This window comes from Rugamonas sp. FW305-51 (assembly GCF_058786935.1).
In genome coordinates this window covers 12,103-36,313 of the sequence record NZ_JBYSZG010000055.1, presented here as the reverse complement: position 1 = coordinate 36,313, position 24,211 = coordinate 12,103, and the positions used below count along the sequence as shown (strand labels likewise).

25 protein-coding genes are annotated in these 24,211 nt (G+C 65.8%); 21 read left to right on the top strand and 4 right to left on the bottom strand.

All coding sequences use genetic code 11. The features are described from left to right. The first annotated feature begins 37 nt into the window (after positions 1–37). Entirely contained in the window at positions 38–958 is a 921-nt protein-coding gene (locus AC3WOS_RS25250) for a S49 family peptidase (protein ID WP_492719655.1), read from the top strand. 158 nt (positions 959–1,116) lie between these two features. Here AC3WOS_RS25250 and AC3WOS_RS25245 read toward each other — a convergent pair whose 3' ends face one another. Then, positions 1,117–1,524 (bottom strand): hypothetical protein, encoded by a 408-nt coding sequence (locus AC3WOS_RS25245; RefSeq protein WP_492719652.1) that lies wholly within the window; start codon positions 1,522–1,524, stop codon positions 1,117–1,119. Positions 1,525–1,767: 243 nt separating this feature from the next. On the opposite strand from AC3WOS_RS25245, the gene AC3WOS_RS25240 reads away from it, so the two are divergent. From AC3WOS_RS25240 to motD, 10 genes are all read left to right on the top strand, one after another. Then, positions 1,768–2,484, top strand: coding sequence for a pseudouridine synthase (locus AC3WOS_RS25240; RefSeq protein WP_492719650.1), 717 nt, complete (start codon positions 1,768–1,770; stop codon positions 2,482–2,484). Positions 2,485–2,550: 66 nt separating this feature from the next. After that, positions 2,551–3,552 (top strand): fumarylacetoacetate hydrolase family protein, encoded by a 1,002-nt coding sequence (locus AC3WOS_RS25235; RefSeq protein WP_492719648.1) that lies wholly within the window; start codon positions 2,551–2,553, stop codon positions 3,550–3,552. Positions 3,553–3,632: 80 nt separating this feature from the next. After that, positions 3,633–4,823 (top strand): flagellar biosynthesis protein FlhB, encoded by a 1,191-nt coding sequence (gene flhB, locus AC3WOS_RS25230; RefSeq protein ID WP_492719646.1) that lies wholly within the window; start codon positions 3,633–3,635, stop codon positions 4,821–4,823. Then, positions 4,820–6,931, top strand: coding sequence for a flagellar biosynthesis protein FlhA (gene flhA / locus AC3WOS_RS25225; RefSeq protein WP_492719644.1), 2,112 nt, complete (start codon positions 4,820–4,822; stop codon positions 6,929–6,931). The genes flhB and flhA overlap by 4 nt, the downstream gene beginning before the upstream one ends. 93 nt (positions 6,932–7,024) lie before the next feature. Then, positions 7,025–8,002 (top strand): RpnC/YadD family protein, encoded by a 978-nt coding sequence (locus tag AC3WOS_RS25220; RefSeq protein WP_492719643.1) that lies wholly within the window; start codon positions 7,025–7,027, stop codon positions 8,000–8,002. 236 nt (positions 8,003–8,238) lie between these two features. Then, a complete protein-coding gene (gene flhF / locus AC3WOS_RS25215; protein ID WP_492719642.1) occupies positions 8,239–9,597 on the top strand; it encodes a flagellar biosynthesis GTPase FlhF in 1,359 nt (452 codons plus the stop codon). Beyond that, positions 9,590–10,414, top strand: coding sequence for a MinD/ParA family ATP-binding protein (locus AC3WOS_RS25210; protein WP_492719641.1), 825 nt, complete (start codon positions 9,590–9,592; stop codon positions 10,412–10,414). The genes flhF and AC3WOS_RS25210 overlap by 8 nt, the downstream gene beginning before the upstream one ends. A 16-nt stretch (positions 10,415–10,430) precedes the next feature. Next, positions 10,431–11,162 (top strand): RNA polymerase sigma factor FliA, encoded by a 732-nt coding sequence (locus tag AC3WOS_RS25205; protein WP_492719639.1) that lies wholly within the window; start codon positions 10,431–10,433, stop codon positions 11,160–11,162. After that, positions 11,144–11,890: a flagellar motor protein gene (locus AC3WOS_RS25200; RefSeq protein ID WP_492719638.1), complete on the top strand. Its 747-nt coding sequence runs from the start codon at positions 11,144–11,146 to the stop codon at positions 11,888–11,890. Before AC3WOS_RS25205 ends, AC3WOS_RS25200 begins: the two co-directional genes overlap by 19 nt. 1 nt (position 11,891) lies before the next feature. Then, a complete protein-coding gene (motD, locus tag AC3WOS_RS25195) occupies positions 11,892–12,668 on the top strand; it encodes a flagellar motor protein MotD (protein WP_492719637.1) in 777 nt (258 codons plus the stop codon). Positions 12,669–12,860: 192 nt separating this feature from the next. On the opposite strand, the gene AC3WOS_RS25190 is transcribed toward motD, so the two are convergent. The 3 genes from AC3WOS_RS25190 to flgA form a co-directional block, all read right to left on the bottom strand. Then, a complete protein-coding gene (locus AC3WOS_RS25190; RefSeq protein WP_492719635.1) occupies positions 12,861–13,331 on the bottom strand; it encodes a flagella synthesis protein FlgN in 471 nt (156 codons plus the stop codon). Between the two features lie 8 nt (positions 13,332–13,339). Next, a complete protein-coding gene (gene flgM / locus AC3WOS_RS25185; protein WP_492719634.1) occupies positions 13,340–13,645 on the bottom strand; it encodes a flagellar biosynthesis anti-sigma factor FlgM in 306 nt (101 codons plus the stop codon). A 106-nt stretch (positions 13,646–13,751) separates the two neighbouring features. Further along, positions 13,752–14,444, bottom strand: a complete 693-nt coding sequence (gene flgA / locus AC3WOS_RS25180; protein ID WP_492719633.1) for a flagellar basal body P-ring formation chaperone FlgA — start codon at positions 14,442–14,444, stop codon at positions 13,752–13,754. Positions 14,445–14,625: 181 nt separating this feature from the next. On the opposite strand from flgA, the gene flgB reads away from it, so the two are divergent. From flgB to flgK, 10 genes are all read left to right on the top strand, one after another. Further along, the gene (gene flgB, locus AC3WOS_RS25175) at positions 14,626–15,042 is read left to right on the top strand and encodes a flagellar basal body rod protein FlgB (protein WP_492719631.1); all 417 of its coding nucleotides are present in this window, start codon (positions 14,626–14,628) and stop codon (positions 15,040–15,042) included. A 2-nt stretch (positions 15,043–15,044) separates the two neighbouring features. After that, positions 15,045–15,455, top strand: a complete 411-nt coding sequence (flgC, locus tag AC3WOS_RS25170) for a flagellar basal body rod protein FlgC (protein ID WP_182216506.1) — start codon at positions 15,045–15,047, stop codon at positions 15,453–15,455. A 27-nt stretch (positions 15,456–15,482) separates the two neighbouring features. Continuing rightward, positions 15,483–16,160, top strand: a complete 678-nt coding sequence (locus AC3WOS_RS25165) for a flagellar hook assembly protein FlgD (protein WP_492719629.1) — start codon at positions 15,483–15,485, stop codon at positions 16,158–16,160. A 56-nt stretch (positions 16,161–16,216) separates the two neighbouring features. After that, positions 16,217–17,764 (top strand): flagellar hook protein FlgE, encoded by a 1,548-nt coding sequence (locus AC3WOS_RS25160; RefSeq protein WP_492719628.1) that lies wholly within the window; start codon positions 16,217–16,219, stop codon positions 17,762–17,764. Positions 17,765–17,832: 68 nt separating this feature from the next. Continuing rightward, complete coding sequence (gene flgF / locus AC3WOS_RS25155; RefSeq protein WP_492719626.1) at positions 17,833–18,573, top strand: flagellar basal-body rod protein FlgF; 741 nt, start codon at positions 17,833–17,835, stop codon at positions 18,571–18,573. Between the two features lie 80 nt (positions 18,574–18,653). Then, positions 18,654–19,436 (top strand): flagellar basal-body rod protein FlgG, encoded by a 783-nt coding sequence (gene flgG, locus AC3WOS_RS25150; RefSeq protein WP_492719624.1) that lies wholly within the window; start codon positions 18,654–18,656, stop codon positions 19,434–19,436. Between the two features lie 18 nt (positions 19,437–19,454). Next, entirely contained in the window at positions 19,455–20,123 is a 669-nt protein-coding gene (locus AC3WOS_RS25145; protein WP_492719622.1) for a flagellar basal body L-ring protein FlgH, read from the top strand. Positions 20,124–20,125: 2 nt separating this feature from the next. Then, the gene (locus AC3WOS_RS25140; protein ID WP_492719620.1) at positions 20,126–21,247 is read left to right on the top strand and encodes a flagellar basal body P-ring protein FlgI; all 1,122 of its coding nucleotides are present in this window, start codon (positions 20,126–20,128) and stop codon (positions 21,245–21,247) included. A 10-nt stretch (positions 21,248–21,257) separates the two neighbouring features. Beyond that, complete coding sequence (gene flgJ, locus AC3WOS_RS25135) at positions 21,258–22,169, top strand: flagellar assembly peptidoglycan hydrolase FlgJ (RefSeq protein WP_492719618.1); 912 nt, start codon at positions 21,258–21,260, stop codon at positions 22,167–22,169. 76 nt (positions 22,170–22,245) lie between these two features. Continuing rightward, on the top strand, positions 22,246–24,210 hold the full coding sequence (gene flgK / locus AC3WOS_RS25130) for a flagellar hook-associated protein FlgK (RefSeq protein WP_492719616.1): 1,965 nt from the start codon (positions 22,246–22,248) through the stop codon (positions 24,208–24,210). Position 24,211 lies beyond the last annotated feature (1 nt).

Here is a 24,211-nt window from a genome sequence, read left to right as displayed (position 1 = left end):
CAAGCCGGCCGCCGCCCCCTCCAGCTGGGAACGCGACGTGCTGGAAAAGCTGGTGTTCGCCACACTGAAGGAACAGCGCGCACACCGCCGCTGGGGCATCTTCTTCAAGTTCCTGAGCCTGCTGGTGATACTGGTCGGGCTGGCCGCCTATTTCGACTTCAGCTGGCCCGGCGTGGACGGCGAGGCGCTGGGCCGCCACACGGCCCTGATCGAGATCGACGGCGAGATCGACAGCGAAGGCAGCGGCTCGGCCGCCGTCGTGATCCCGGCCCTGAACAAGGCGTTTTCCGACAGCGGTTCCGTGGCCGTGGTATTGCATATCAACAGCCCCGGCGGCAGCCCGGTGCAGGCCGGCATGATCGTCGACGAGATCCGGCGCCTGCGCAAGGGTTATCCGGCCAAGCCCCTGTACGTGGTGGTGGACGAGATCTGCGCCTCGGGCGGCTATTACATCGCGGCCGCCGCCGACCGCATCTATGTCGACAAGGCGTCCATCGTCGGCTCGATCGGGGTGCTGATGGATGGCTTCGGCTTCACCGGCATCATGGAAAAGGCCGGCATCGAGCGGCGCCTGCTGACGGCTGGCGAGAACAAGGGCTTCATGGACCCGTTCAGCCCGCTGACGGAAAAACACAAGCAGCACGCCCAGGCCATGCTGGGCGAAATCCACCAGCAATTCATCCAGGTGGTGCGCACGGGCCGCGGCAAGCGCCTGAAGGAGACGCCGGACATGTTCTCCGGCCTGTTCTGGAGCGGCGCGCGGGCCATCGACATGGGCCTGGCCGACGGCCTGGGCACGGTCGACAGCGTGGCGCGCGACATCGTCAAGGCGGAAGACATCATCGATTACACCCAGCATGAAGGCTTGCCGGAGCGGGTGCTGAAGAAATTCGGCGCGGCCATGGGCGCCGGCGCCGTCAAGTCCGTGGTCGCGGGGGCGCGGCCCATGCTGCATTAAGGGGCGCGTGGCAGGACGATTAACATTATTAATCCGGTCTGGAATCGCCTTGTATATCGCTCACCTTGGTCTATAGTAGTGGTGTAGTTCTTTCCAAGGGAGGCCAGATTAACAGTTTAGTTTGTTGTCAGCACTGTCTTGCAAAGCAGTTGATGGAACTACTCAACCGCATCGCGTATGCGGAGTAGAGAGAATTTCAATTCCTCGTCAATAGTCCCGCAATGGGGCTGAGAACAGCGGCGCAATGCCGCTGTTTTCAATGGTGCCGCCGTTGGCTGCACGTGTTTTTCCTCTTCCCTTTCCTGGGCCGCAAAACCGCCCGCTTCCAGCCAGGCGTTGAACTGGCGCTGCAGGGCCGCATGCCACTGGGCTTGCGGACCGGGGTGGAGGGCGGCCGCCGTTTTCAGGGCGGCCGGCGTGTCGCCGCTGCACCAGCGCGACAAGGCCAGGCGGGCGCGGTGGGCGGCGGCCGCTTCGGCGGCGGCGCGCTGGCGCGGGTCGACGAGGGCCGGCATGGCTGGGCCGCCGGGCGCGGCGGGCTGGTGGGGGCGGGCAAGTTTGCGCATGATGCTTCCTTGGACGTGCAGCAGGCCGGCCTAACAACCTCTTCCATTATTCCCAATCGCTGTTAGGCCGATTCCTAATGAGGTTTCAGTGTATCAACGTCAAACGGGGGACTTATTGATTTGCGTCAATGATGCGCGGGGCGTTGGCAGCCGTCGATCCTGAGTCCGGCAGGCGGCCAGCCAGCCGGCCGGCGGCGGGGCGCTTGCCTTCACGCTTGCAGCCGCATCTGTTAAAGTCTCGCCATGAGTAAATTATCCCTAGACCGCATCCTGCAATCGCAGGGTTTCGGTACCCGCAAGTACTGCCGCGCCCTGATCGAGGACGGCGAAGTGAGCATCGCCGGCCAGGTGCAGGACAATTACCGCACCACGGTGGAAACGGACGGCCTGGTGCTGACCGTGTTCGACGAGGAATGGGTGTACCGCGAGCACCTGTACCTGGCCCTCAACAAGCCGGCCAATTTCGAATGTTCGCGCAAGCCCAGCCACCATCCCGGCGTGCTGACCTTGCTGCCCGAGCAATTCACGTGGCGCGAAGTGCAGCCCGTGGGCCGGCTCGACCATGACACCACGGGCATGCTGCTGATGTCGGACGACGGCCCCTTCATCCACGCCCAGTCCTCGCCCAAGCGCCACGTACCCAAGGTCTACCAGGCCACCACCGAGGATCCGGTCACGCCGGCCCTGGTGGCCCAGCTGCTGGCCGGCGTCCAGCTGCACGATGAACCGGCGCCGCTGGCGGCCCTCGTGTGCGAGCAGCGCGGTGTGCACCAGCTGGAAATCGTGCTGGAGCAGGGCAAGTACCACCAGGTCAAGCGCATGCTGGCGGCCGCCGGCAACCATTGCAAGGCGCTGCACCGTTCGGCCATCGGCACCCTGCAACTGGAATCGCTCGGCATCGCCGAGGGCGAATGGTGCTACCTGACGCCTGAACAGCTGGCCTTGCTGGCGCCCGTATAAGCGCCCTGCGCGCCGCCCGTGCCGCCGCGCTGCGGCACGGCCCCATCCTTTTTCCCATGATTTGTCATGAAACTTGCCACGATTAAAGACGGCACCCGCGACGGTCAGCTGGCCGTCGTCGCGCGCGACCTGAAAACGGCGCAGCTGGCCGACGGCATCGCGCCCACCCTGCAACGGGCGCTCGACGACTGGGCCTTCATCGCGCCCCAGCTGGAGCAGCTGTACCAGGAACTGAGCCACGGGCGCGGGCGGCGCAGCTTCGAGTTCGACCCGGCCAACTGCATGGCGCCGCTGCCGCGCGCCTACCAGTGGGCCGACGGCTCGGCCTACGTCAACCATGTGGAGCTGGTGCGCAAGGCGCGCGGCGCCGAGCTGCCGGCGTCGTTCTGGGAAGAGCCGCTCATGTACCAGGGCGGCAGCGATGCCTTGCTCGGCCCGCGCGACGACATCGCCCTGTTCCATGAAGAGTGGGGCATCGATTTCGAAGCGGAAGTGGCCGTGATCACGGACGATATCGCCATGGGCGCCACGCCCGACCAGGCTTACCAGCAGATCCGCCTGCTGATGCTGGTCAACGACGTGTCGCTGCGCAACCTGATACCGGACGAACTGGCCAAGGGCTTCGGTTTCCTGCAGAGCAAGCCGGCCACCAGCTGCTCGCCGGTGGCCGTCACGCCCGACGAGCTGGGCGACGCCTGGAAGGGCGGCAAGGTGCACCTGCCGCTGCGCTCGACGTGGAACGGCACGCTGGTGGGCCAGCCCCATGCCGGGGTCGACATGATCTTCAACTTTCCCCAGTTGCTGGCCCACCTGGCCAAATCGCGCCACATCCGGGCCGGCAGCATCGTCGGCTCCGGCACCGTGTCGAACAAGGACAGCAAGCGCGGTTATTCCTGCATCGCCGAACAGCGTTGCCTGGAAACCATCGCCGGCGGCGCGCCCGTCACGCCCTACATGGCGTTCGGCGACACGATACGGATCGAGATGCTGGGCGGCGACGGCAAGTCCGTGTTCGGCGCCATCGACCAGACCGTAACCCGCGCCGCTGCGTCCGGGACGGGGAAATAAGCCACCTTTGCCAGCCTGTTCCGCGAATAGCCCTGCGGCAATATCGTCCATAATCACTAGCGTATCCACAGGAGCAGGCGATGGCTGAAGACAGCGACGCAGAAAAGACAGAACCGGCGTCAGCGAAGCGCCTCGAGCAGGCGCGGGAAGAAGGCGACGTTCCCCGATCGCGGGAAGTGGCGACGTTTACCGTCCTGATGGTGGCCGGCGCCGGCCTGTGGCTGACCGGTTCTTCGCTGGTGCGCCAGCTGCGCTCGGTCATGGTGTCGGGCCTGGCGCTGGACCAGGAACAGATCTTCCATGCCGACGTGCTGCTCACGCGCATCGGCATGGACATCGGCCGCGTGCTGCTGGCTTGCATGCCGCTGGGCCTGGCCGTGATGGCCGTGGCGCTGGCCTCGCCGTTGCTGGTGGGCGGCTGGCTGTTCAGCGGCAAGGCCGTGGCCCCCAATTTCGGCAAGCTCAATCCGGCCAAGGGCCTGGCCAACCTGGTGTCGGCCAACGCCCTGGTGGAGCTGCTGAAAGCCATCGCCAAGACGCTGGTGGTGGGCCTGGTGGCCTGGCTGGTCGTGATGAGGCAGAAGGATGCCGTGCTGGGCCTGGTGGTGGAGCCGCTCAAGCTGGGCAGCGTGCACCTGCTCGACATGATCGCCATGAGCTTTTTGTTCATCGTCGGCGCCCTGGGCCTGATCGCCGCCATCGATGGTCCCTACCAGATTTGGCATTACGCCAACAAACTCAAGATGACGCGCCAGGAAATGATCCAGGAGTCCAAGGAGTCCGACGGTAATCCCCAGATCAAGGCCAAGATCCGCCAGATGCAGCGCGAGATGGCCAAGCGCCGCATGATGGCCGACGTGCCGACGGCCGACGTGGTGGTCACCAACCCGACCCACTACGCCGTGGCGCTCAAGTACGCCGACGGTGCGCGCGGCGCGCCGCGCGTGGTGGCCAAGGGCACGGACGAAGTGGCGGCCAGGATCCGCGAGATCGCCAGGGAAAACAAGGTCGCCATCCTGGAAGCGCCGCCGCTGGCGCGCGCGCTGCACAAGCATACGGAAATCGGCGACGAGATCCCCGAAGCGCTGTACGCGGCCGTAGCCGAAGTGCTGGCCTATGTGTTCCAGCTGCGCGTGTTCAGCAAGCAGGGCGGCCACCGCCCCGACACCCCGACCAAACTGGACGTGCCGCCCGAGCTCGATCCGCTCAACCCGGCCTTCGTCAGCCGGCACGGCAAGCCCAACGATACGAATAACGGAGCACCTGCATGAACGCCTTGAACAACATCAAACTGCCGGCCTGGATGCAGGGCCTGTCCAAGAGCGCCAACAAGAGCCTGGCCGCGCCCATCCTGATCATCATGCTGCTGGCGATGATGGTGCTGCCGCTGCCGGCCTTCGTGCTGGACCTGTTCTTCAGCTTCAACATCGCGCTGGCCATCATCGTGCTGCTGACCAGCCTGTACACGGTCAAGCCGCTCGACTTCATGGCCTTCCCCACCATCTTGCTGGTATCGACCATGCTGCGCCTGTCGCTCAACGTCGCTTCCACCCGCGTGGTACTGACGGAAGGCCACACGGGCGCCGACGCGGCCGGCAAGGTGATCGAAGCGTTCGGTCACTTCCTGATCGGCGGTAACTACACGGTCGGTATCGTCGTGTTCATCATCCTCACCATCATCAACTTCACCGTCGTCACCAAGGGTGCGGGCCGGATCGCCGAGGTGGGCGCCCGTTTCGCCCTGGACGCGATGCCGGGCAAGCAGATGGCGATCGACGCCGACCTGAACGCCGGTCTGATCGGCGAGGCCGAGGCCCGCAGCCGCCGCAGCGAAGTGGCGCAGGAGGCGGAATTCTACGGCGCCATGGACGGTGCCAGCAAATACGTGCGCGGCGACGCCGTGGCCGGCATCATGGTCACCGTCATCAACGTGGTGGGCGGGCTGCTGGTGGGCTTGCTGCAGCACGACATGACCTTTGCCGACGCGCTCAAGAACTACACCCTGCTGGCCATCGGTGACGGCCTGGTGGCGCAGATCCCGTCGCTGGTCATTTCCACCGCGGCCGGTATCGTCGTCTCGCGCGTGGCCAGCGAGCAGGACATCGGCTCCCAGGTGATCGGCCAGCTGTTCGCCAAGCCGCAGGTGCTCTACATCACGGGCGCCATCATCGGCGGCATGGGGCTGATCCCCGGCATGCCCAACCTGGTGTTCCTGTTGCTGGCCAGCGTCCTGATCGGCTCGGGCTGGCTGCTGACGCGCCGCGCCACCACGGCCGCCACGGCCGCCGAGGCCGCGCCCGAGGCGCCGCCGCCGGCCGCGCCCGAGCAGGAAGAGGCCAGCTGGCAGGACATCATGCCGGTCGATACGTTGGGCCTGGAAGTGGGCTACCGCCTGATTCCCCTGGTCGACAAGACCCAGGGCGGCGAACTGCTCAAGCGCATCAAGGGCATCCGCAAGAAGTTCGCGCAGGAAGTCGGTTTCCTGGCGCCGCCGGTGCACATCCGCGACAACCTGGAACTGAAGCCGTCGGCCTACCGCATCACGCTCAAGGGGGTGGAGGTGGGCACGGGCGAAGCGTTCAACGGCCAGTTCCTGGCCATCAATCCCGGCATGGCCAGCGGCACCTTGCCCGGCCTGGTGACCACCGATCCCGCCTTCGGCTTGCCGGCCACCTGGATCGACGCCGGCCTGCGCGACCAGGCCCAGACCATGGGCTACACGGTGGTCGACGCGGGCACGGTGGTGGCCACCCACCTGAACCACCTGATCACCACCCACGCCTCGGAGTTGCTGGGCCGGGCCGAAGTGCAAGCCCTGCTCGATCACCTGGGCAAGGATGCACCCAAGCTGGTGGAAGACCTGGTGCCGAAGATGGTGTCGCTGTCGACGCTGCAGAAGGTGCTGCAGAACCTGCTGGTCGAAGGCGTGCACATCCGCGACATGCGCTCCATCATCGAGACGCTGGCCGAGCACGCCGTCCACACCCAGGATCCGAACGACCTGACGGCGCTGGTGCGCATCGCGCTCGGGCGGGCCATCGTGCAGCAGCTGTTCCCTGGTGCGGCCGAGCTGTCGGTCATGACGCTGGACAACCGCCTGGAGCGCTTGCTGATGCAGGCCCTGGCCGCCAGCGGCCCGGACGGCGCCGGCATCGAACCTGGCCTGGCCGACACCATCGCCCAGCAGGCCCAGTCGGCCGCCACCCAGCAGGAAGCGCTGGGCCTGACGCCGGTGTTGCTGGTGCCGGGGCCGCTGCGGGCCTTGCTGTCGCGCTTCCTGCGCCGTGCCTTGCCGCAACTGAAGGTGCTGTCGCATGCGGAAATCCCGGAAACGAAAACCATCCGAGTGACGTCGCTGGTGGGTGGCCAGCCGGCTTGAAATTGACGGGCGGCGGCCGGGCCGGCCGTCCGCTTCGCTCGTCCTTTGCGCTGTCCGCAGGCGGCACTTGTGCGCCCGGACTAGACTGGCGCCATGGCCATTGCATCCGACGACTACGACACGCCCTGGAAGGATGCGGTAACGCGTTACTTTCCCGAATTTATGGCGTTTTTCTTCCCACGCGCCCATGCCGCCATAGACTGGTCGCGGCCTTATGTTTTTCTCGACCAGGAACTGGCGCAGCTGGCGCGCGATGGCGAACTGGGTAAGCGGCTGGTCGACAAGCTGGTGCAAGTGCATACCTGCGCTGGTGCGCAGCAATGGGTGCTGGTGCATATCGAGGTGCAGGGACGGCGCGAGAGTAAATTTTCCGAGCGCGTATTCACCTATCATTACCGTGTGTTCGACCGCTTTCGACGTCCCGTCGCCAGCCTGGCGGTGCTGGCCGATCGCGTTGCCAGCTGGCGGCCGCGGTCGTTTGTCTACAGTTTGCTCGGATGCGAGCTGCGCTTCACCTTTGCAGTGGCCAAGTTGACCGATTACGCGCCATTTCTGGATGCGTTGCTGACGCAGGCAAATCCCTTTGCGCTGGTGGTGGCGGCCCATTTGCTGACGCAGCAAACCCGTGGCGATGCCGCCCGGCGCCATGCGGCCAAACGGCGCCTGGCCCGTTTGTTGTATGGGCGGGACTGGAGCAAACAAAGTATCATAGATTTGTACTCGTTGATCGACTGGATGATGCGCTTGCCGACGGTGCTGGAACTGGATTTGTGGCGCGAAATCCGGATGCTGGAAAGGGGAGAGCCCATGCCATATGTCACTTCGATCGAAAAGATAGGCCGAAAAATTGGCCGCAGGGAAGGCTTGAAGGTGGGGCGGCAAGAGGGGAGGCAAGAGGGGCGGCAAGAGGGGCGCGCTGAAATGCTGGCCTTGCTGATCGAAACCCGGTTCGGCAGCGTACCGCCCCTGGTGCATGCACACTTGGCCGCCGCCGGCAGCGCCGAACTCGATGCCTGGGCCAGGAAGCTGTTCAGCGGTGCCAGCCTGGACGATGTGTTCAACCGCAGCTGAGCTCCATGCCAGCCAGGCCAGTGGCGTTGATACCCGGCATTGCGCCGGGCAACGGTGAAATACGGCCCATTTCCACCCCTGTTCGTCGGATCGTTTCCATGGTGCATCGTCAATAATGGCACTGTCAGAGCAAAGGCGCCTCATGTCGAAGGCGCAGCGCTCAAGTAACAGGAGTCGATGATGATGGCCAAACCACTTTCCAATCCGCGTGCTGCCCTGATCCAGGGGAGCCGGCCATGAACGTCAAGAAATTCACCGCCCCCACCTCGCGCGAAGCGCTGCGCAAGGTGCGCGAGGCGCTCGGTCCCGACGCCGTGATCCTGTCCAACCGCCAGGCCGATGGCGTGGTGGAAATCCTGGCCCTGGCCAACGACGATGCCGCCTCGCTGGCGGCCCCCGCGCCCCATTCGCCGATGGCCGCACCGCGCCCTCAGCTGGACCTGTCGCCGCCCGCACCCATGATGCCGGCGCAGCCGGCGCGCCGCGTGGTCGCCTCGCCATCCTCGTACGCCTCGGCCACGGCCGCCGCCGCGGCGCCTGCGCCGGCCCAGCCGCGCGCCGCCGCGCTTGACATGGAGCGCATTTCGGAACTGGTGGCCTCCGCCGTGGCCAGCGCCAAGCAGAACGCGGCCGCCGAAATGAGCGGCATGATGAATGAAATCCGTGCCATGCGCGGCATGATGGAAACCCAGCTGGCCGAAATCGCCTGGGGGTCGACCCAGCAGCGCGAACCGCACAAGGCGGCCGTGCTGCGCGAAATGCTGGCGGCCGGTTTTTCCGCCAGCCTGGCGCGCTACCTGATCGAAAAACTGCCGGCCAGCCGCGACGCGGCCGACAGCATGCGCTGGATTAAGACGGTATTGACCCGCAACCTGAGCGCCATGGCCAACGAGGATGCCCTGATCGACCAGGGCGGGGTGTTCGCCTTGGTGGGGCCCACCGGCGTGGGCAAGACCACCAGCACGGCCAAGCTGGCCGCGCGCTGCGTGATGCGCCACGGCGCCGACAAGCTGGCCCTGATCACGACCGACGCCTACCGTATCGGCGCCCACGAGCAGTTGCGCATCTACGGCAAGATCCTGGGCGTGATGGTGCACTCGGTGAAGGACGAAGCGGACCTGCGCATCGCCTTGAAGGAACTGAAGAACAAGCACACGGTGCTGATCGACACGGTGGGCGTGAGCCAGCGCGACCAGATGGTGACGGAACAGGTGGCCATGCTGCAAGGGGCCGGCGCCGACGTCAAACGCCTGCTGTGCCTGAACGCGACGGCCACCCAGGAAACCTTGAACGAAGTGGTGCGGGCCTACCAGGGCAGCGGCCTGGCCGGCTGCATCATGACCAAGCTCGACGAGGCGGCCGCCATCGGCAACGTACTCGACGTGGTGATCCGCCAGAAACTGAACCTGTTCTATGTGTCGAACGGCCAGCGCGTGCCGGAAGACCTGCACCTGGCCGACCCGGCCTGGCTGATCGACCGCGCCTTCAAGCTCAAGCGCGACGCCATCCCCGGCCAGTACCTCGATGCCGAATTGCCGCTGCTGATGTCCAACGCCGGTGCCGACAGCTCGCTGCGCGAGGTGCGCCTTGGCTAATTTCGATTTCGACCAGGCCGAAGGCCTGCGCCGGATGCTGGCCGGCCCCACGCCACGCATCGTCACCTTCCTGTCAGCCACGCCGCAAGACGACAAGGCCGCCATGCTGGTCAACCTGGGCGCCTCGCTGGCCCGCGCCGGCAACGACGTGCTGCTGATGGATGCCTGCGCCGGTGGCCATGGCGTCGCCTCGCGCCTGGGCGTGGACGGCGGCGCCAGCCTGCTCAACGTGGCGCGCCAGGAGTGCGCCCTGAACCAGGTGCTGTACCAGGCGCCGCAGGGTTTTGCCGTGGCGTCCATGACGCGCGGCGAAGCGCGCTGCGGCCCGGACGAGGCGCGCCGCCTGGCCAAGGCGTTCGACGTGCTGGTCAAGCAGACCGGCATGGTGATCGTCGATGGCGAATTCGATGGCGGCCCGTTCCCCGTGCCCGTCATGGCCAGCGCCGAAATCGTGGTGCAAGTTTCCAACAACGCCAGCTCGATCACGGCCGCCTACAGCATGATCAAGCGCCTGAACCAGGAGCTGGGCCGGCGTCCGTTCGGAATTCTCGTCACCGGGGCTTCCGAAACGGAAGCAAAGGTGGTATACGATAACATGGCGCAAGCAGCGAGCCGTTACCTGGCAGTCAACTTGGTGTCCATGGGCTCGGTGCCGGCCGACGAATACCTGCAGCGGGCGGCGCGCCTGGGGCGGGCCGTGGTCGACGCGTTCCCGCTGGCCGGCGCTTCGGTCGCGTTTCGTCAACTGGCGGGGCGCTTTGCGCTGGCCGGCTCGCCTTCCTTACGCGCGGGGAGTCATAACCATTTTAGCGCCTAACGAATAACAAGATTTTATGTACACGGTCAAAGGGAAACCGAGCAGAGACAGCTTGCTGACGGAGCATATGCCGTTGGTCAAGCGCCTCGCCCACCACATGAAGGCCAAGCTGCCACCGAGCGTGGAGGTGGACGATCTGGTCCAGGCCGGGATGATAGGCTTGCTCGATGCTATCAGCCGATATGAGGAAACCCATGGCGCCCAGTTCGAAACCTATGCCGTGCTGCGCATCCGCGGCGCCATGCTCGACGAGTTGCGCAGCAGCGACTGGCTGCCCCGTTCCATGCGCCAGAACATGCGCAAGATCGAGACGGCCATGAGCACGCTGCAGCAGCGCCTGGGCCACCCGCCCACGGAGTCGGAAGTGGCCAAGATGCTCAAGATGTCGCTGGCCGACTACCAGGAAATGCTGTCCGACGGCGGCGGCCACCAGCTGGTCTACTACGAGGACTTCCATGACGACGACGGCAACGACAGCTTCCTGGACCGCTATTGCTCGGACGAGGAGAGCGATCCGCTGCGCGCGCTGCTGGACGGCGACTTCCGCCAGGCCGTGATCGACGCCATCGACGCCTTGCCGCCACGGGAGAAAATCCTGATGGGCCTGTACTACGAAGAGGAACTGAACTTGAAAGAAATCGGCGCCGTGATGGGCGTGTCGGAATCGCGCGTGTCGCAGCTGCACACGCAGGCCGTGGCGCGGCTGCGGGCAACCTTACGGGAGCGGTCTTGGACTGGGCCAGCGTAGCGGGGGTGTTGCTGGCGCTGGCCGGCATCGTCGTCGGCCAGGGCCTGGAGGGCGGGCAACTGGGCTCGCTGGTGCAGCCGGCCGCCTTCGCCATCGTCATCGTCGGCACCTTCGGCGCCGTGCTGCTGCAGACCCGCCCGCCCACCTTCTGGCGCGGGCTGCGCATGCTGCGCCTGGTGTTCGCGCCGCCGCCCGACAACCGCCTGGCGCTGGCACGCGAAATCAACGCCTGGAACCTGGCGGCCCGGCGCGACGGCCTGCTGGCGCTGGAGCGCTACATGCTCGCCTCCAAGGACAAGTTCAATGCCAAGGGCCTGCGCCTGATCGTGGACGGCATCGCGCCCGACAAGCTGCGCCACATCCTCGACACGGAAATCACGGCCTACGAGACGGAACAGCGGCAAGCGGTGCGGATCTGGGAATCGGCGGCCGGCTATTCGCCCACCATCGGCATCCTGGGCGCCGTGCTGGGCCTGATCCACGTGATGGAAAACCTGACCGACCCCAGCAAGCTCGGTTCCGGCATCGCCGTCGCCTTCGTCTCCACCATCTACGGCGTGGGGCTGGCCAACCTGTTCCTGTACCCGGTGGCCAACAAGCTCAAGGCCATCGTCACCCAGGCCGTGCACCAGCAGGAAATCGCGGCCGCCGTGTTCCACGACATCGCCACGGGCGACCACACGCGCGTGATCGACGAGCGCGTGGCCACGCTGCTGCGGGAGCAGTGACATGCAATACCGGCGTGCGCGCAGGAAGTTCGACGAGGAAGTGGAGAACCCCGAGCGCTGGCTGATCTCGTATGCCGATTTCATCACCTTGCTGTTCGCTTTCTTCGTCGTCATGTACGCCGTCTCGTCCGTCAACATCGGTAAATACAAGGTGTTCTCGGACGCGTTGGGCGACGCCTTCGGCGGGGCCGGCGCGGCCCAGCCCGTCACGACCCAGGTGCAGAACCTGCCCATCCCCAATCCCGGCCTGCGCCGCCGCACGGAATTGCTGCGCAAGGAGAAGGAACACATGACCAAGCTGGCCCAGGACCTGCTGTCCACGCTGGCGCCGCTGGTCAAGGAAGGCAAGGTGCGGGTGACGCAGAACAGCCGCGGGGTCAGCGTGGAGATCAATGCCAGCGTGCTGTTCGACCCGGGCGAGGCCCGGCTGACGAGCGAATCGACGGAGGCGCTGCGGGCCGTGGCCGTGCTGCTCAAGGACGACGGCCACGACGTCCAGGTGGAGGGGCACACGGACAACCAGCCCATCCGCAACGCCCTGTTCCCGTCCAACTGGGAACTGTCGTCCGTGCGGGCGGCCAGCGTGGTGCGCCTGTTCATTGACGCCGGCGTGGCGCCGGCCCGCCTGACGGCCGTCGGCCATGCGGCCAACGTGCCCGTGTCGTCCAACGCCTCGGCCGAGGGGCGGGCCCGCAACCGGCGGGTGGCTGTCACCATCCTGTCCGGCCTGCCCGATACGGTGACGGAATTGCCCACGCCGGCCATCAAGCCGCAATAGGCGGCGCCGCTCACGTTATCGTGGTGTTGCGCTACGCGCACGCGGGCATGCCGCCGCACCTGAAATTTTTGTTCATTTCGGGCGTGTGGATGAAATAAATTTTCAGCACAGGCGCAGCAATGGCGCGCTGGCGCCAAATGGCGTCAGCCGTTCCGGGCGCCCCACTGGGGCCCGGCCTGTCTTGCCTGATTGTCAGCCGGCGAAGAAGCCGCGGCTGGTGGTGGAGGTGGTGGCGTGGCCGCTGGGGCCGTAGAAGCTGCTGCTGGCGGCGGCCAGCGGACGCAGCGCTTGCAGCGCACCCTGGGTGTGGCCCATGTGCTTGTTGATCAGCATGCCGTTGATGCGGTTCAGTTCCTTCGCTTCCCGCGTCTGTTCCAGCAGGGTCTGCCACAGGGGGGCGGCGGCGCTGTCGTCGCAGGCGGCTACCCAGTCCGCCATGCCCGCTTCCTGGGGCGCGTAGCCGGCCGCACCCAGTGCGCCGTGACGCTGGCTGGCCAGCGTGGCCATCTGGCTGACCAGGGCCGATTTTTCCGGCGTCAATGCCGTCAAGCCGTCGATATTGGCGGCCACCAGATGCTGCTGCTCCTGCTTCAACACTGCCAGCAGGGAAGTCATGAGGCGCTGTTCTTCGCGCAGGATGGTCATCGGGTTTACGGCTGGCATGGTAAGTCCTAACGTTTTCTTGAGTGCAGCAGATCCTTGACCGTGTCCAGCAGTCCGTCCGCCACTTTTTCCGAATTGACCTGGAACTGGCCGTCGGCAATGGCCAGCTTGATGCGTTCGACTTTCTTGGTGTCGAACACGGCGCTGCCGCCGCCGGCCGCACTGGCCGCCATTGCCTGGCCCTGCGGCGACAGGCGTACATTGTCCGTCGCGGCCGGGGTCGCTGCCGTCTTATCGGCGCCACGGGCGTTGGACGTGCCTGCGGGCGACACCGGCAAGCCGGGGGTGCTCTTGAGTGTATCGTTGATTTTCACAGCATCATCCTCGTCTGATCGGAGTCTCGGACTCCGGGGTATGAGTCTATAACGGCGGCCCTTGAATAAACTTTAGCGTGCCTTACCGCAAAGAACTCAACTTTCCTCAGAACGCGACTTCCACCAGACCGCCCGCCTTGGCGATCCCGCTAATTTGTTGCCCACCGGCAGTTCTTACCTGCACCACCTGGCCGTCGCCGGCCGTGCTGACGGCACGCCCCTCGGCCGACACGGAAAAACCGTTGCCGCTCGAGACCAGCCGCACCAGCTGGCCCTGCTGCACCACAGGCCGGCTCTTGAGCGTATCGAGCCGCAGCGGCGTGCCGGACGGCAGCGACACGTTGGCGTAACGGCCCACCACCTGGGCCATGTCGGTGGCGATGCCCGGCGGCATGGCCGTCAGGTCGCCCTGTACGGCCACCAGCTGGCCCGCCTCGATGGTCTGGCCCTGGGCCAGCGGCACGGCGCTGGCGATGTAGTCGGCCACCACGCTCACATTCGCTTGCACATAGATCGTCCACACGGGCGCGCCGCAGCGTACCCCCACCGTCGTCTTGCCCCAGGCCCGGCTGCCCGGCATGAGGAAGGCTTGCGGCGCCGGGCAGGCGGGCAGGGCCATGCGGGCATCGATGGCGCCCACGGTGACCCTGGCCTGGCCCGGCAGGCCGGCCGTCTGCGTTTGCAGGAATTGTTCCACGCTTTGCCGCAGGGCGGCGGCGTCCTGGCGCCCGGTGCCCGGTTGGGCGGCCGCGCCGGCCGACAGGGCCAGCAGCAAGGTGGTGAGCAACAGTGGTTTCATGGTCTAGGTGTCCGGGGAATGGTGCCATGATAGTCCGGCCGGCCCGCCGGCAAGCCCGGAATAGGGCGCAAAAGCATGGCCTTATCGTTCGATTGCCGTGCTGCAAGCGGCCGTATCATGGCTCCTGTCATCACCAGTTCGTCCAGCCCATCATGGCCGGACGCACGCTACGGAGCCTGTCATGTTAGGGAAACTCGACGATTACCTGCGCTTTCACGAAGCCGCGCTGAGCCTGCGCTCGCAGCGCCAGACCGTGCTCGCGTCCAACATCGCCAACGGCGATACCCCTAACTACAAGGCCCGTGACATCGATTTTTCCAGCGCGCTGCAAAGCGCCCTGGCCAGCAGTGCCAGCCAACCGCTGCGCACCACGGCGACCCGGCATTATCCGGCCCCGGCCAAGGATGGCACGGCGCTGCCGGACGGCACGCCGCTGCTGTACCGGGGCGTGGTGCAGGGCGCCGTGGACGGCAACACGGTGGACATGGATGTGGAACGCAACCAGTTCGCCGACAACGCGCTGCGCTACGAGGCCGGCATCACGATGATCAACGCCCAGGTCAAGGAAATGATGGCGGCCATCCAGGGAGGTAACTAATCATGTCGTCGCTGTTCAGTATTTTCAATGTTTCCGGTTCGGCCATGAGCGCCCAGGCCCAGCGCCTGAACGTGGTGGCCAGCAACCTGGCCAACGCCGACAGCGCCACCAGCGCCAGCGGCGAAGCTTACCGCGCCAAGCAGGTGGTGTTCGAAGCCACCCCGGCCACCGACGGCGGCGCCTCCACCGGGGTGCGGGTGCGCCAGGTGGTGGAAGACCCGTCGCCCATGAAACTCAAGTACGACCCCAAGAATCCGCTGGCCGACGAGAAGGGCTATGTGACCATGCCCAACGTCAATGTGGTCGATGAAATGGTCAACATGCTGTCGGCCTCGCGTTCCTACCAGACCAATGTGGAAACCATGAACGCGGCCAAGACCCTGTTGCTGAAAACCCTGACCATCGGCCAGTAAGCGGCCCGCACTTAAACCGAGGCTACCATGTCCACCGTACAAAATTCCACCGCGCCGTCCACGGCCCTGCTCAATGCCGTCAACGCCAAGGCGGCCACCGCCGCCAGCGGCGTGCAGGCCGACCAGGACAAGTTCATGACCCTGCTGGTGACCCAGCTCAAGAACCAGGACCCGCTCAATCCGCTCGACAACGCCCAGGTCACCAGCCAGCTGGCCCAGCTGTCGACGGTGACGGGCATCAACAAGCTGAATTCGACCGTGGAATCGCTCAAGAGCAGCTACCAGGCCTCCGAATCGATGGCCGCCACCAGCCTGATCAATCACGGCGTGCTGGCCCCCGGCAAGAGCCTGGCGCTCACCAGCGGCAAGGCCATCTTCGGGGTGGACCTGGCCAGCGGTGCCGACAGCGTGAAAGTCGACATCCAGAACGCCAGCGGCAAGGTGGTGCACAGCATCACCATGAATGCGGTCGACGCGGGCACGCTGCCGCTGGTGTGGGACGGCAAGCTCGACGATGGCACCACGGCCGCCGACGGCCAGTACGCCATCGCCGTCACGGCCACCGCGGGCGGCAAGGCGCTGACCGATGCCACCGCGCTGACCTTCGGCACCGTGGCCAGCGTGTCGACCGGGGCCGCCGGCGTCAAGCTCAACGTGCCTTCCATCGGCCAGTTATCCATGGCTGACATCAAGCAAGTGCTGTAAGCCTTACCCAATTTGTCTGAACCAGTTTGCAGCACCTTATCTCATAGGGGAATACCATGTTCCAGCAAGGACTCAGTGGCCTGAACGGCGCGGCTAAATCGCTCGACATCATCGGCAACAACATCGCCAATGCCAGTACCGTGGGCTTCAAGGGGTCGCAGGCCCAGTTTGCCGACCTGTATGCCAATTCGCTCAACGGCGTGAGCGGCAACAATGCCGGTATCGGCGTGTCGGTGGCGCGCATCGCCCAGCAGTTCAACCAGGGCAACATCGAAACGAGCGCCAACCCGCTCGACATTTCCATCAACGGCGGCGGCTTCTTCCGCACCGTCGTCAATGGCGCCACCCAGTATTCGCGCAACGGCCAGTTCCAGCTCGACAAGAATGGCGGCATCATCAACGCCCAGGGCGCCCAGCTGACCGGTTTCCTGACCAATACGGATGGGGTGATCCTGCAAGGCTCGCCGGTGCCCATCGTGATCGATTCGTCCGACCTGAAACCGGTCGAGACCACCAAGGCCAACTTCCTGATCAATCTGTCGTCGAACACGCAGTCGCCGGCCACCGTGCCGTTCAACGCGCTCGATCCCACCAGCTACAACAAGCAGACCGTGCTCGACGTGTACGACAGCCTGGGCGGTTCCCATACCATGGGCACTTATTATGTCAAGACAGGCGGCGGCACCTGGGACGTGTATGTGTCCAACGACGGCGTGGCGGCCGAGGCCAAGAAGGCGTCCCAGATCCTGGTCACCGACCCCACCGTGCAGGCCGCCCGTGCCGCCTACCAGGCCGTGATCAATTCCTCGCCGGCGCCGGACGGCCCCACCATCCTGGCTGCCCAGCAAGCCTATTCGGCCGTGGCCGGCCCCGTGCTGCTGGCCGAAGCGACCGCCGACGGCGCCAGCGCAGCCATGCAGGCCCAGCTGACGGCCCTGTTCACGGCGCCGACGGACGTGGGCGGCATCGCCGGCAACAACCCGGACAAGATCGACGCGGCCCTGGTGGCTGGCCTGACCCTGCCGGCCGTCAAGGTCGGCACCCTGGTGTTCAACACCAGCGGCGAGCTGAGCACGGCCGCCATGGCCCTGCTGACCCCGCCCCAGTCGCTGCCGTTCAACGTCCAGCTGCCCATCTTCCCCGACAATGGCGCCAAGCTCACGCTCAACATCGCCACCGACTTCACGGGCTCGACCCAGTACACGGGCACCACCAGCGAGCGCCAGTCGACCCAGGACGGTTATTCGTCGGGCCACCTGGAGCGCTTCGCGGCCGGCGCCGACGGCATCATCCTGGGCCAGTACAGCAACGGCAAGTCGCGTCCGCTGGCCCAGGTGGTGCTGGCCAACTTCGCCAGCGTGGACGGCCTGACCCCGCTGGGCAACAACGCCTGGGCCGAAAGCTCCACTTCCGGCACGCCCCAGATCGGGGTGCCGGGCGAGGGCAAGATGGGCTCGCTGCGTTCACAGTCGGTGGAAACGTCGAACGTGGACCTGACGGCCGAGCTGGTCAACATGATCACGGCCCAGCGCGTCTACCAGGCCAACGCCCAGACCATCAAGACCGAGGATTCGGTGCTGCAGACCCTGGTCAACCTGCGTTAATCCTAGCCTGACGGGGCGGCCCTGGCCGCGCGGCCGGGCCCGCCCCCTTACCGGAGTTACAACACGCCATGGATCGTCTCGTCTATACCGCCATGACCGGCGCGCGCCACGTGCTGGACCAGCAGTCCACCGTGTCGAACAACCTGGCCAACGCCACCACCACCGGCTTCCGGGCCCAGCTCGACGCGTTCCGGGCCGTGCCCGTGATGTCGGAAGGCTTGCCCACCCGTACCTTCGTGGTCGACACCACCACCGGCAGCGACATGCGCGCCGGTCCCATCCAGACCACCGGCCGCAACCTGGACGTGGCCCTGCGCGGCGAAGGCTGGATCGCCGTGCAGTCGGCCGACGGTTCGGAAGCCTACACCCGCAACGGCAGCCTGAAGATCAGCGACAATGGCTTGCTGCAAACGTCGGGCGGGCAGACCCTGCAGGGCGACGGCGGCCCGATCGCCATTCCGCCCGACACCAGCGTGTCCATCGCCAGCGACGGCACGGTGAGCACCATTTCCACCGACTTCAAGCCGGGGCCGGCCAACGTGCTGGGCCGCATCAAGCTGGTCAATCCCGACGCCAAGGCCCTGGTGCGGGGCGACGACGGCCTGTTCCGCCTGAGCAGCGGGGTGACGGCCGACAACGATCCGTCCGTGCGCCTGGTGGACGGGGCGCTCGAAGGCAGCAACGTCAACGCCGTCGATTCCATGGTCAATATGATCAGCCTGGCGCGCCAGTTCGAGATGCAAATGAGCTTGCTGAAGAACGCCGAGAATAACGCCGCAAAAGCCACCCAGATCCTCGCTTTGAGTTGAGTGCTGCTGCTCCATAATGGTGGCATAGGATAAGCAGCGGTCGTTCCGGCCGCCGCGCTCCCCGCGACTGGAGAAGCAACATGATACGTTCCCTTTGGATTGCCAAGACTGGCATGGAAGCGCAGCAGACGCAGATGGACGTGGTGTCCAACAATCTGGCCAACGTCAGCACCAACGGCTTCAAGAAGTCGCGCGCCGTGTTCGAGGACTTGCTGTACCAAAACGTGCGCCAGCCGGGCGCGCAATCGTCCCAGCAGACCAATTTGCCGTCCGGTATGCAGATCGGTACCGGCGTGCGGCCCGTGGCCGTGGAGCGCATCTTCACCCAGGGCAATCCGCAATCGACGGGCAACGACAAGGACCTGATGGTCAACGGCAACGGCTTCTTCAACGTGCTGCTGCCCGACGGCACGACGGCCTACACCCGTGACGGCTCCTTCCAGCGCGACAACAACGGCCAGATGGTCACTTCCAGCGGCTTCGTGCTGCAGCCGGCCATCACCATCCCCATCAACGCCACCAGCATCACGGTCGGCCGCGACGGTACCGTCTCCGTCACCTTGCCGGGGCAGACGGCGCCGTCCCAGATCGGCTCGATCCAGCTGTCGACCTTCATCAACCCCACGGGGCTGGAGTCCAAGGGCGAGAACCTGTACGTGGAAACGGGCGCCTCCGGCAACCCGCAAAGCAACACGCCGGGCACCAACGGCACCGGCACCATCATGCAAGGCTACGTGGAAACGTCGAACGTGAGCGTGGTGGAGGAGATGGTCAACATGATCCAGACCCAGCGGGCCTACGAGATCAACAGCAAGGCCATCACGACCTCCGACCAGATGCTGCAAAAACTGACGCAGATGTAAGCCTAGCGGGAGCGCAACATGAAACCTGTCCTGACCCTGAAACCTGCCCTGGCCCTGGCCCTGGCCGCCACCGCCCTGGGCGGCTGCACGGCCATTCCCACTACCATCGTGCAGACGCCGCTGACCTCGCGTCCGCTGGCGGCCGAGCAGCCGCTGGCCAACAACGGCGCCATCTACCAGCCGGCCGCCTTCCGGCCCATCTTCGAGGACCGGCGCGCGCGCCACGTGGGCGACGTGCTGACCCTGGTCATCACGGAAAAGACGGCCGCCGTCAAGGCCGGCGCCAGCTCGGGCAACAAGTCCGGCAGCGTCAGCGCCAGCATTCCCCATCCGCTGCAAGGCACTTTCGGCGCCACCGTGGCCGCCAACAGCGCCAGCAAGTACGCGGACGGCGACAACCAGTCGGCCAGCAACACCTTCACCGGCACCATGGGCGTGACGGTGGTCGAAGTGCTGGCCAACGGCAACCTGATCGTGGCCGGCGAAAAGCAGATCGCCATGAACAAGGGCACGGAATTCATCCGCTTCTCCGGCATGGTCAATCCCGACAACATTGCCACCGGCAACACGGTCGCCTCCACCGCCGTGGCCGACGCCCGCGTCGAGTACCGCACCAACAGCCAGATCGACCGGGCCGAAATGACGTCCATGGCGTCCCGCTTCTTCCAGAGCCTGCTGCCATTCTGACCATGAAAACCACTTCCCTTATCGGCCGTTGCGCCACCGTGCTGGGCTTGTGCGCCGCCCTGCTGGCCGCGCCGCCGGCCGGCGCCGAGCGCCTGAAAGACTTGGTCAGCATCGCCGGCGTGCGCCAGAACCAGCTGATCGGCTACGGCCTGGTCGTGGGCCTGGACGGCAGCGGCGACCAGACCACCCAGACCCCGTTCACGGTGCAAAGCGTGGTGTCCATGCTGCAGCAGCTGGGCGTGAACTTGCCGGCCGCCTCCACCTTGCAACTGAAGAATGTGGCGGCCGTGATGGTGACGGCCTCGCTGCCGCCGTTCGCCCAGCCGGGCCAGACGCTCGACATCACCGTCTCGTCCATGGGCAACGCCAAGAGCCTGCGCGGCGGCACTTTGCTGATGACGCCGCTCAAGGGCGCCGACGGCCAGGTCTACGGCATGGCCCAGGGTAACGTGCTGGTGGGCGGGGTGGGCGTGGCCGCCGGCGGCAATTCGCTGCAGGTCAACCACCTGAGCGTGGGCAAGATTTCCGGCGGCGCCACCGTGGAGCGGGCCGTGGCCTCGGCCTTGGGCGAGAACAACTTCATCAAGCTGGAACTGAACACGACCGACTTTTCCACCGCCAGCCGCATCGTCGAAGCCATCAACGACAAGTACGGCCCCGGCATCGCCTATGCGCTGGACGGGCGCGTGATCCGGGTCCAGTCGCCCAGCAGCAGCGACCAGCGGGTCAGCTTCATCGGCACCCTGCAGGACATGCAAGTCTATCCGGCGGCCCAGCCGGCCAAGGTCATCATGAATGCCCGCACCGGGTCGGTGGTGATGAACCAGGCCGTCACGCTCGATACCTGCGCCATTTCGCATGGCAACCTGTCGATCGCCGTCACGGCCGAACCGCAGGTGAGCCAGCCCAACGCGCTGTCGGGCGGGCGCACCACCGTGACCCAAAATACCCAGGTCGACATCAAGAAAGATAGCGGCAAGGTCATGCTGGTCAAGGGCGGCGCCTCGCTGGCCGAGGTGGTCAAGGCCCTCAACGCCATCGGCGCCACGCCGCAGGACTTGCTGGCCATCCTGCAAGCGATGAAGGCGGCCGGCGCCCTGCGGGCCGAGCTGGAAATCATTTAAGGATGCGCCCATGAACAGCCAGAACGACCTGTCCGGCAAGCTTGCACTCGATGTGCAGGGCATGGGCGCCCTGCGCCAGTCGGCCAAGGCCGGTTCACCCGAGGCGCTGAAAAGCGCCGCGACCCAGTTCGAAGCCATGTTCGTCAACATGATGATGAAGAGCATGCGCGACGCCACGCCCCAGGATGGCATGCTCGACAGCCAGCAGAGCAAGATGTTTACCACCATGCTGGACCAGCAGACCAGCCAGAGTATCGCCAAGAAGGGCATCGGCCTGGCCGACGTGCTGATCCGCCAGTTGTCGCAGCAGGCCGCCAACGCCCAGGCGCTGGCCATCGGCAACGAGGGCGCCGGCGCCGGCGCGGCCACGCCGGCCGCACCAGCCACCAGCCGCTTCGATCCGGCCCTGCTGCAGCGGGCCATCGCGGCGGCCGGCGCGGAGGCGGCCAAGGGCGGCGCGCCGTCCCATGTGCGCAACTTCCAGGCCAAGCTGGGCGCCCATGCGGAAGAGGCCAGCCGCGCCACCGGCATCCCGGCCAAGTTCATGCTGGGCCAGGCGGCCCTCGAGAGCGGCTGGGGCAAGCGCGAGATCAAGGGCCGCGACGGCAGCAACAGCCACAACCTGTTCGGCATCAAGGCCGGCGCCGACTGGAAGGGCAAGGTGGCCGAGGCCGTCACGACGGAATATGTGAACGGCAAGGCCCAGACCAAGGTGGAGCGCTTCCGCGCCTACGACAGCTATGCCGACAGCTTCAAGGATTACGCCAAGCTGCTGGCCAGCAACCCCCGCTACGAAAAAGTGCTGGCCAGCGCCGGCGACGCCAGCAGTTTCGCCCAGGGCCTGCAGCGGGCCGGCTACGCCACCGACCCCCACTACGCGCGCAAGCTGACCAACATCATCAAGCATTCCCTGGTCGGCTGACGGGGTGGCAGGGCATCCGGTTCAAGTTTGGGCCGGCGCCGCCGTTAATTAACCACACAGAGCGTCAACACACATCATGTCACTACTCAGTATCGGAAAAAGCGGTTTATTGGCGGCCCAGGTGGGGTTGGCGACCACCGGCAACAATATTACCAACGCGGGCGTGGCCGGCTACAGCCGCCAAGTCGCGATCCAGGGCGACACCGGCACCCAGGACATGGGCTTCGGCTTCGTGGGGACGGGCACGGAAGTGAGCCAGGTCAAGCGCTATTACGACGACTTCCTGAACAAGCAGCTGCGCGGGGCGGAAACGACCAAGGCTTCGCTCGACAGCTATTATGCCCAGATCAGCCAGGTCGACAACCTGCTGGCCGATCCGACGGCCGGCCTGTCGCCGGCCCTGCAGGACTTTTTCAACGGTGTGCACGACGCCAGCTCCAACCCGGCCTCGGCCGCGTCGCGCCAGGCCATGCTGTCGAGCGCCGACTCGCTCGCCTCGCGCTTCCAGGGCTTGAGCGCACGGCTGTCGGAAGTGGCCGACGGCGTCAACAGCCAGATCACGTCCACCGTCACCCAGATCAACACCTATGCGGGCCAGATCGCCGCCCTGAACGACAGCATCGCCGGCCTCAGCCTCGACCCCTCCAAGGCCCCCAACGACTTGCTCGACCATCGCGACCAGCTGCTGTCGGAATTGAACAAACTGGTCAAGGTGTCCGTCATTCCCGGCGACAACCATATGGTCACCGTATCGTTCGGCACCGGGCAGCCGCTGGTGGTGGGTAACCATGCGTTCGGCCTGGCCACCGGCGTCTCGCCCACCGACCCCAACCGCGTGACGGTGGGTTACCAGGGCCAGGGCACGAGCACCATCAGTCCGTTGCCGGAAGATGTGCTGACGGGCGGCCAGCTCGGTGGCCTGATCGAAGTGCGCAGCGGCGCGCTGGACCGTGCGCAGAATGAGCTGGGCCTGGTGGCGGCCGGCCTGGCCACCACCTTCAACCAGCAGCACCACCTGGGCCAGGATCAGAACGGCGCACTGGGCGGCGATTTCTTTGCGCCGGCCAACGCTACCGTGACGGCCAACCGTAACAATTCCACCATCAGCACGGCCAGCGTGACGGCCGTCGTGACCGATGCCAGCAAGCTGACGGCCAGCGATTACAGCGTGGACTATGATGGCACCGATTTCTGGGTGACGCGCCAGAGCGATGGCGTCAAGACCCAGATCGTGCCCTTCCCGCAAGTGGTGCCGCAAACCGTGGACGGGGTCGACTACACCATCACCGGCGCGCCCCAGGGCGGCGACGATTTCCTGGTCCAGCCCACCCGCAACGCGGCGGCCAACTTCAAACTGGTGTTGAGCGACCGCACCAAGGTGGCGCTGGCCGCGCCCATCAGCACCAGCGCGCCCACCACCAACGCCGGCAACGCCAAAATCACGGCTGGCACGGTGGACATCAACTACCTGACGCCGGGCAATGCGCTGGTGGCACCGGTCACGCTGGCCTACGACAAAGCCAGTAATTCGCTGTCGGGCTTCCCGCCGGCGCAGGACGTGACGGTGACGGTCAACGGCGTGGCCACCCTGTATCCGGCCGGCACGCCCACCATCCCTTACACGGATGGGGCCACGATCAGTTTTGGCGGCGCCAGTTTCGCCATCAGCGGCCAGCCGGCCGATACCGACGTCTTCACCGTCGGGCCCAACACGGCCGGCGTGGGCGACAACCGCAACGGCCAGTTGCTGGCCGGACTGCAGACCAAGAACGTGCTGGACGGCGGTAATGCCACGTTCCAGACCAGTTACGCGCAGATGGTCAACTTCGTCGGCAACAAGACGCGCGAAGCCCAGATCAGTGGCCTGGCCAGTGACGCGGCCGTGCAACAGGCCACGACGGCGCAGCAAAGCGTGTCCGGTGTCAACCTGGACGAGGAAGCGGCCAACCTGTTGCGTTACCAGCAAGCTTACCAAGCCTCCGGCAAGGTGATGCAGATTGCCGGCCAGCTGTTCGACGTGCTGATGAACCTGGGCGGCTGAG

Bases quoted from the DNA above. Each gene is read 5' to 3' on its own strand.
- flhA (WP_492719644.1), top strand. From the start codon at position 4,820: ATGAACGCCTTGAACAACATCAAACTGCCGGCCTGGATGCAGGGCCTG.
- AC3WOS_RS25240 (WP_492719650.1), top strand. From the start codon at position 1,768: ATGAGTAAATTATCCCTAGACCGCATCCTGCAATCGCAGGGTTTCGGT.
- AC3WOS_RS25220 (WP_492719643.1), top strand. From the start codon at position 7,025: ATGGCCATTGCATCCGACGACTACGACACGCCCTGGAAGGATGCGGTA.
- AC3WOS_RS25165 (WP_492719629.1), top strand. From the start codon at position 15,483: ATGTCCACCGTACAAAATTCCACCGCGCCGTCCACGGCCCTGCTCAAT.
- AC3WOS_RS25245 (WP_492719652.1), bottom strand. From the start codon at position 1,524: ATGCGCAAACTTGCCCGCCCCCACCAGCCCGCCGCGCCCGGCGGCCCA.
- AC3WOS_RS25190 (WP_492719635.1), bottom strand. From the start codon at position 13,331: ATGCCAGCCGTAAACCCGATGACCATCCTGCGCGAAGAACAGCGCCTC.
- AC3WOS_RS25145 (WP_492719622.1), top strand. From the start codon at position 19,455: ATGAAACCTGTCCTGACCCTGAAACCTGCCCTGGCCCTGGCCCTGGCC.
- flgK (WP_492719616.1), top strand. From the start codon at position 22,246: ATGTCACTACTCAGTATCGGAAAAAGCGGTTTATTGGCGGCCCAGGTG.
- flgC (WP_182216506.1), top strand. From the start codon at position 15,045: ATGTCGTCGCTGTTCAGTATTTTCAATGTTTCCGGTTCGGCCATGAGC.
- flhF (WP_492719642.1), top strand. From the start codon at position 8,239: ATGAACGTCAAGAAATTCACCGCCCCCACCTCGCGCGAAGCGCTGCGC.
- AC3WOS_RS25140 (WP_492719620.1), top strand. From the start codon at position 20,126: ATGAAAACCACTTCCCTTATCGGCCGTTGCGCCACCGTGCTGGGCTTG.
- AC3WOS_RS25160 (WP_492719628.1), top strand. From the start codon at position 16,217: ATGTTCCAGCAAGGACTCAGTGGCCTGAACGGCGCGGCTAAATCGCTC.
- flgB (WP_492719631.1), top strand. From the start codon at position 14,626: ATGTTAGGGAAACTCGACGATTACCTGCGCTTTCACGAAGCCGCGCTG.
- AC3WOS_RS25205 (WP_492719639.1), top strand. From the start codon at position 10,431: ATGTACACGGTCAAAGGGAAACCGAGCAGAGACAGCTTGCTGACGGAG.
- motD (WP_492719637.1), top strand. From the start codon at position 11,892: ATGCAATACCGGCGTGCGCGCAGGAAGTTCGACGAGGAAGTGGAGAAC.
- flhB (WP_492719646.1), top strand. From the start codon at position 3,633: ATGGCTGAAGACAGCGACGCAGAAAAGACAGAACCGGCGTCAGCGAAG.
- flgG (WP_492719624.1), top strand. From the start codon at position 18,654: ATGATACGTTCCCTTTGGATTGCCAAGACTGGCATGGAAGCGCAGCAG.
- AC3WOS_RS25235 (WP_492719648.1), top strand. From the start codon at position 2,551: ATGAAACTTGCCACGATTAAAGACGGCACCCGCGACGGTCAGCTGGCC.
- flgA (WP_492719633.1), bottom strand. From the start codon at position 14,444: ATGAAACCACTGTTGCTCACCACCTTGCTGCTGGCCCTGTCGGCCGGC.
- flgF (WP_492719626.1), top strand. From the start codon at position 17,833: ATGGATCGTCTCGTCTATACCGCCATGACCGGCGCGCGCCACGTGCTG.
- flgJ (WP_492719618.1), top strand. From the start codon at position 21,258: ATGAACAGCCAGAACGACCTGTCCGGCAAGCTTGCACTCGATGTGCAG.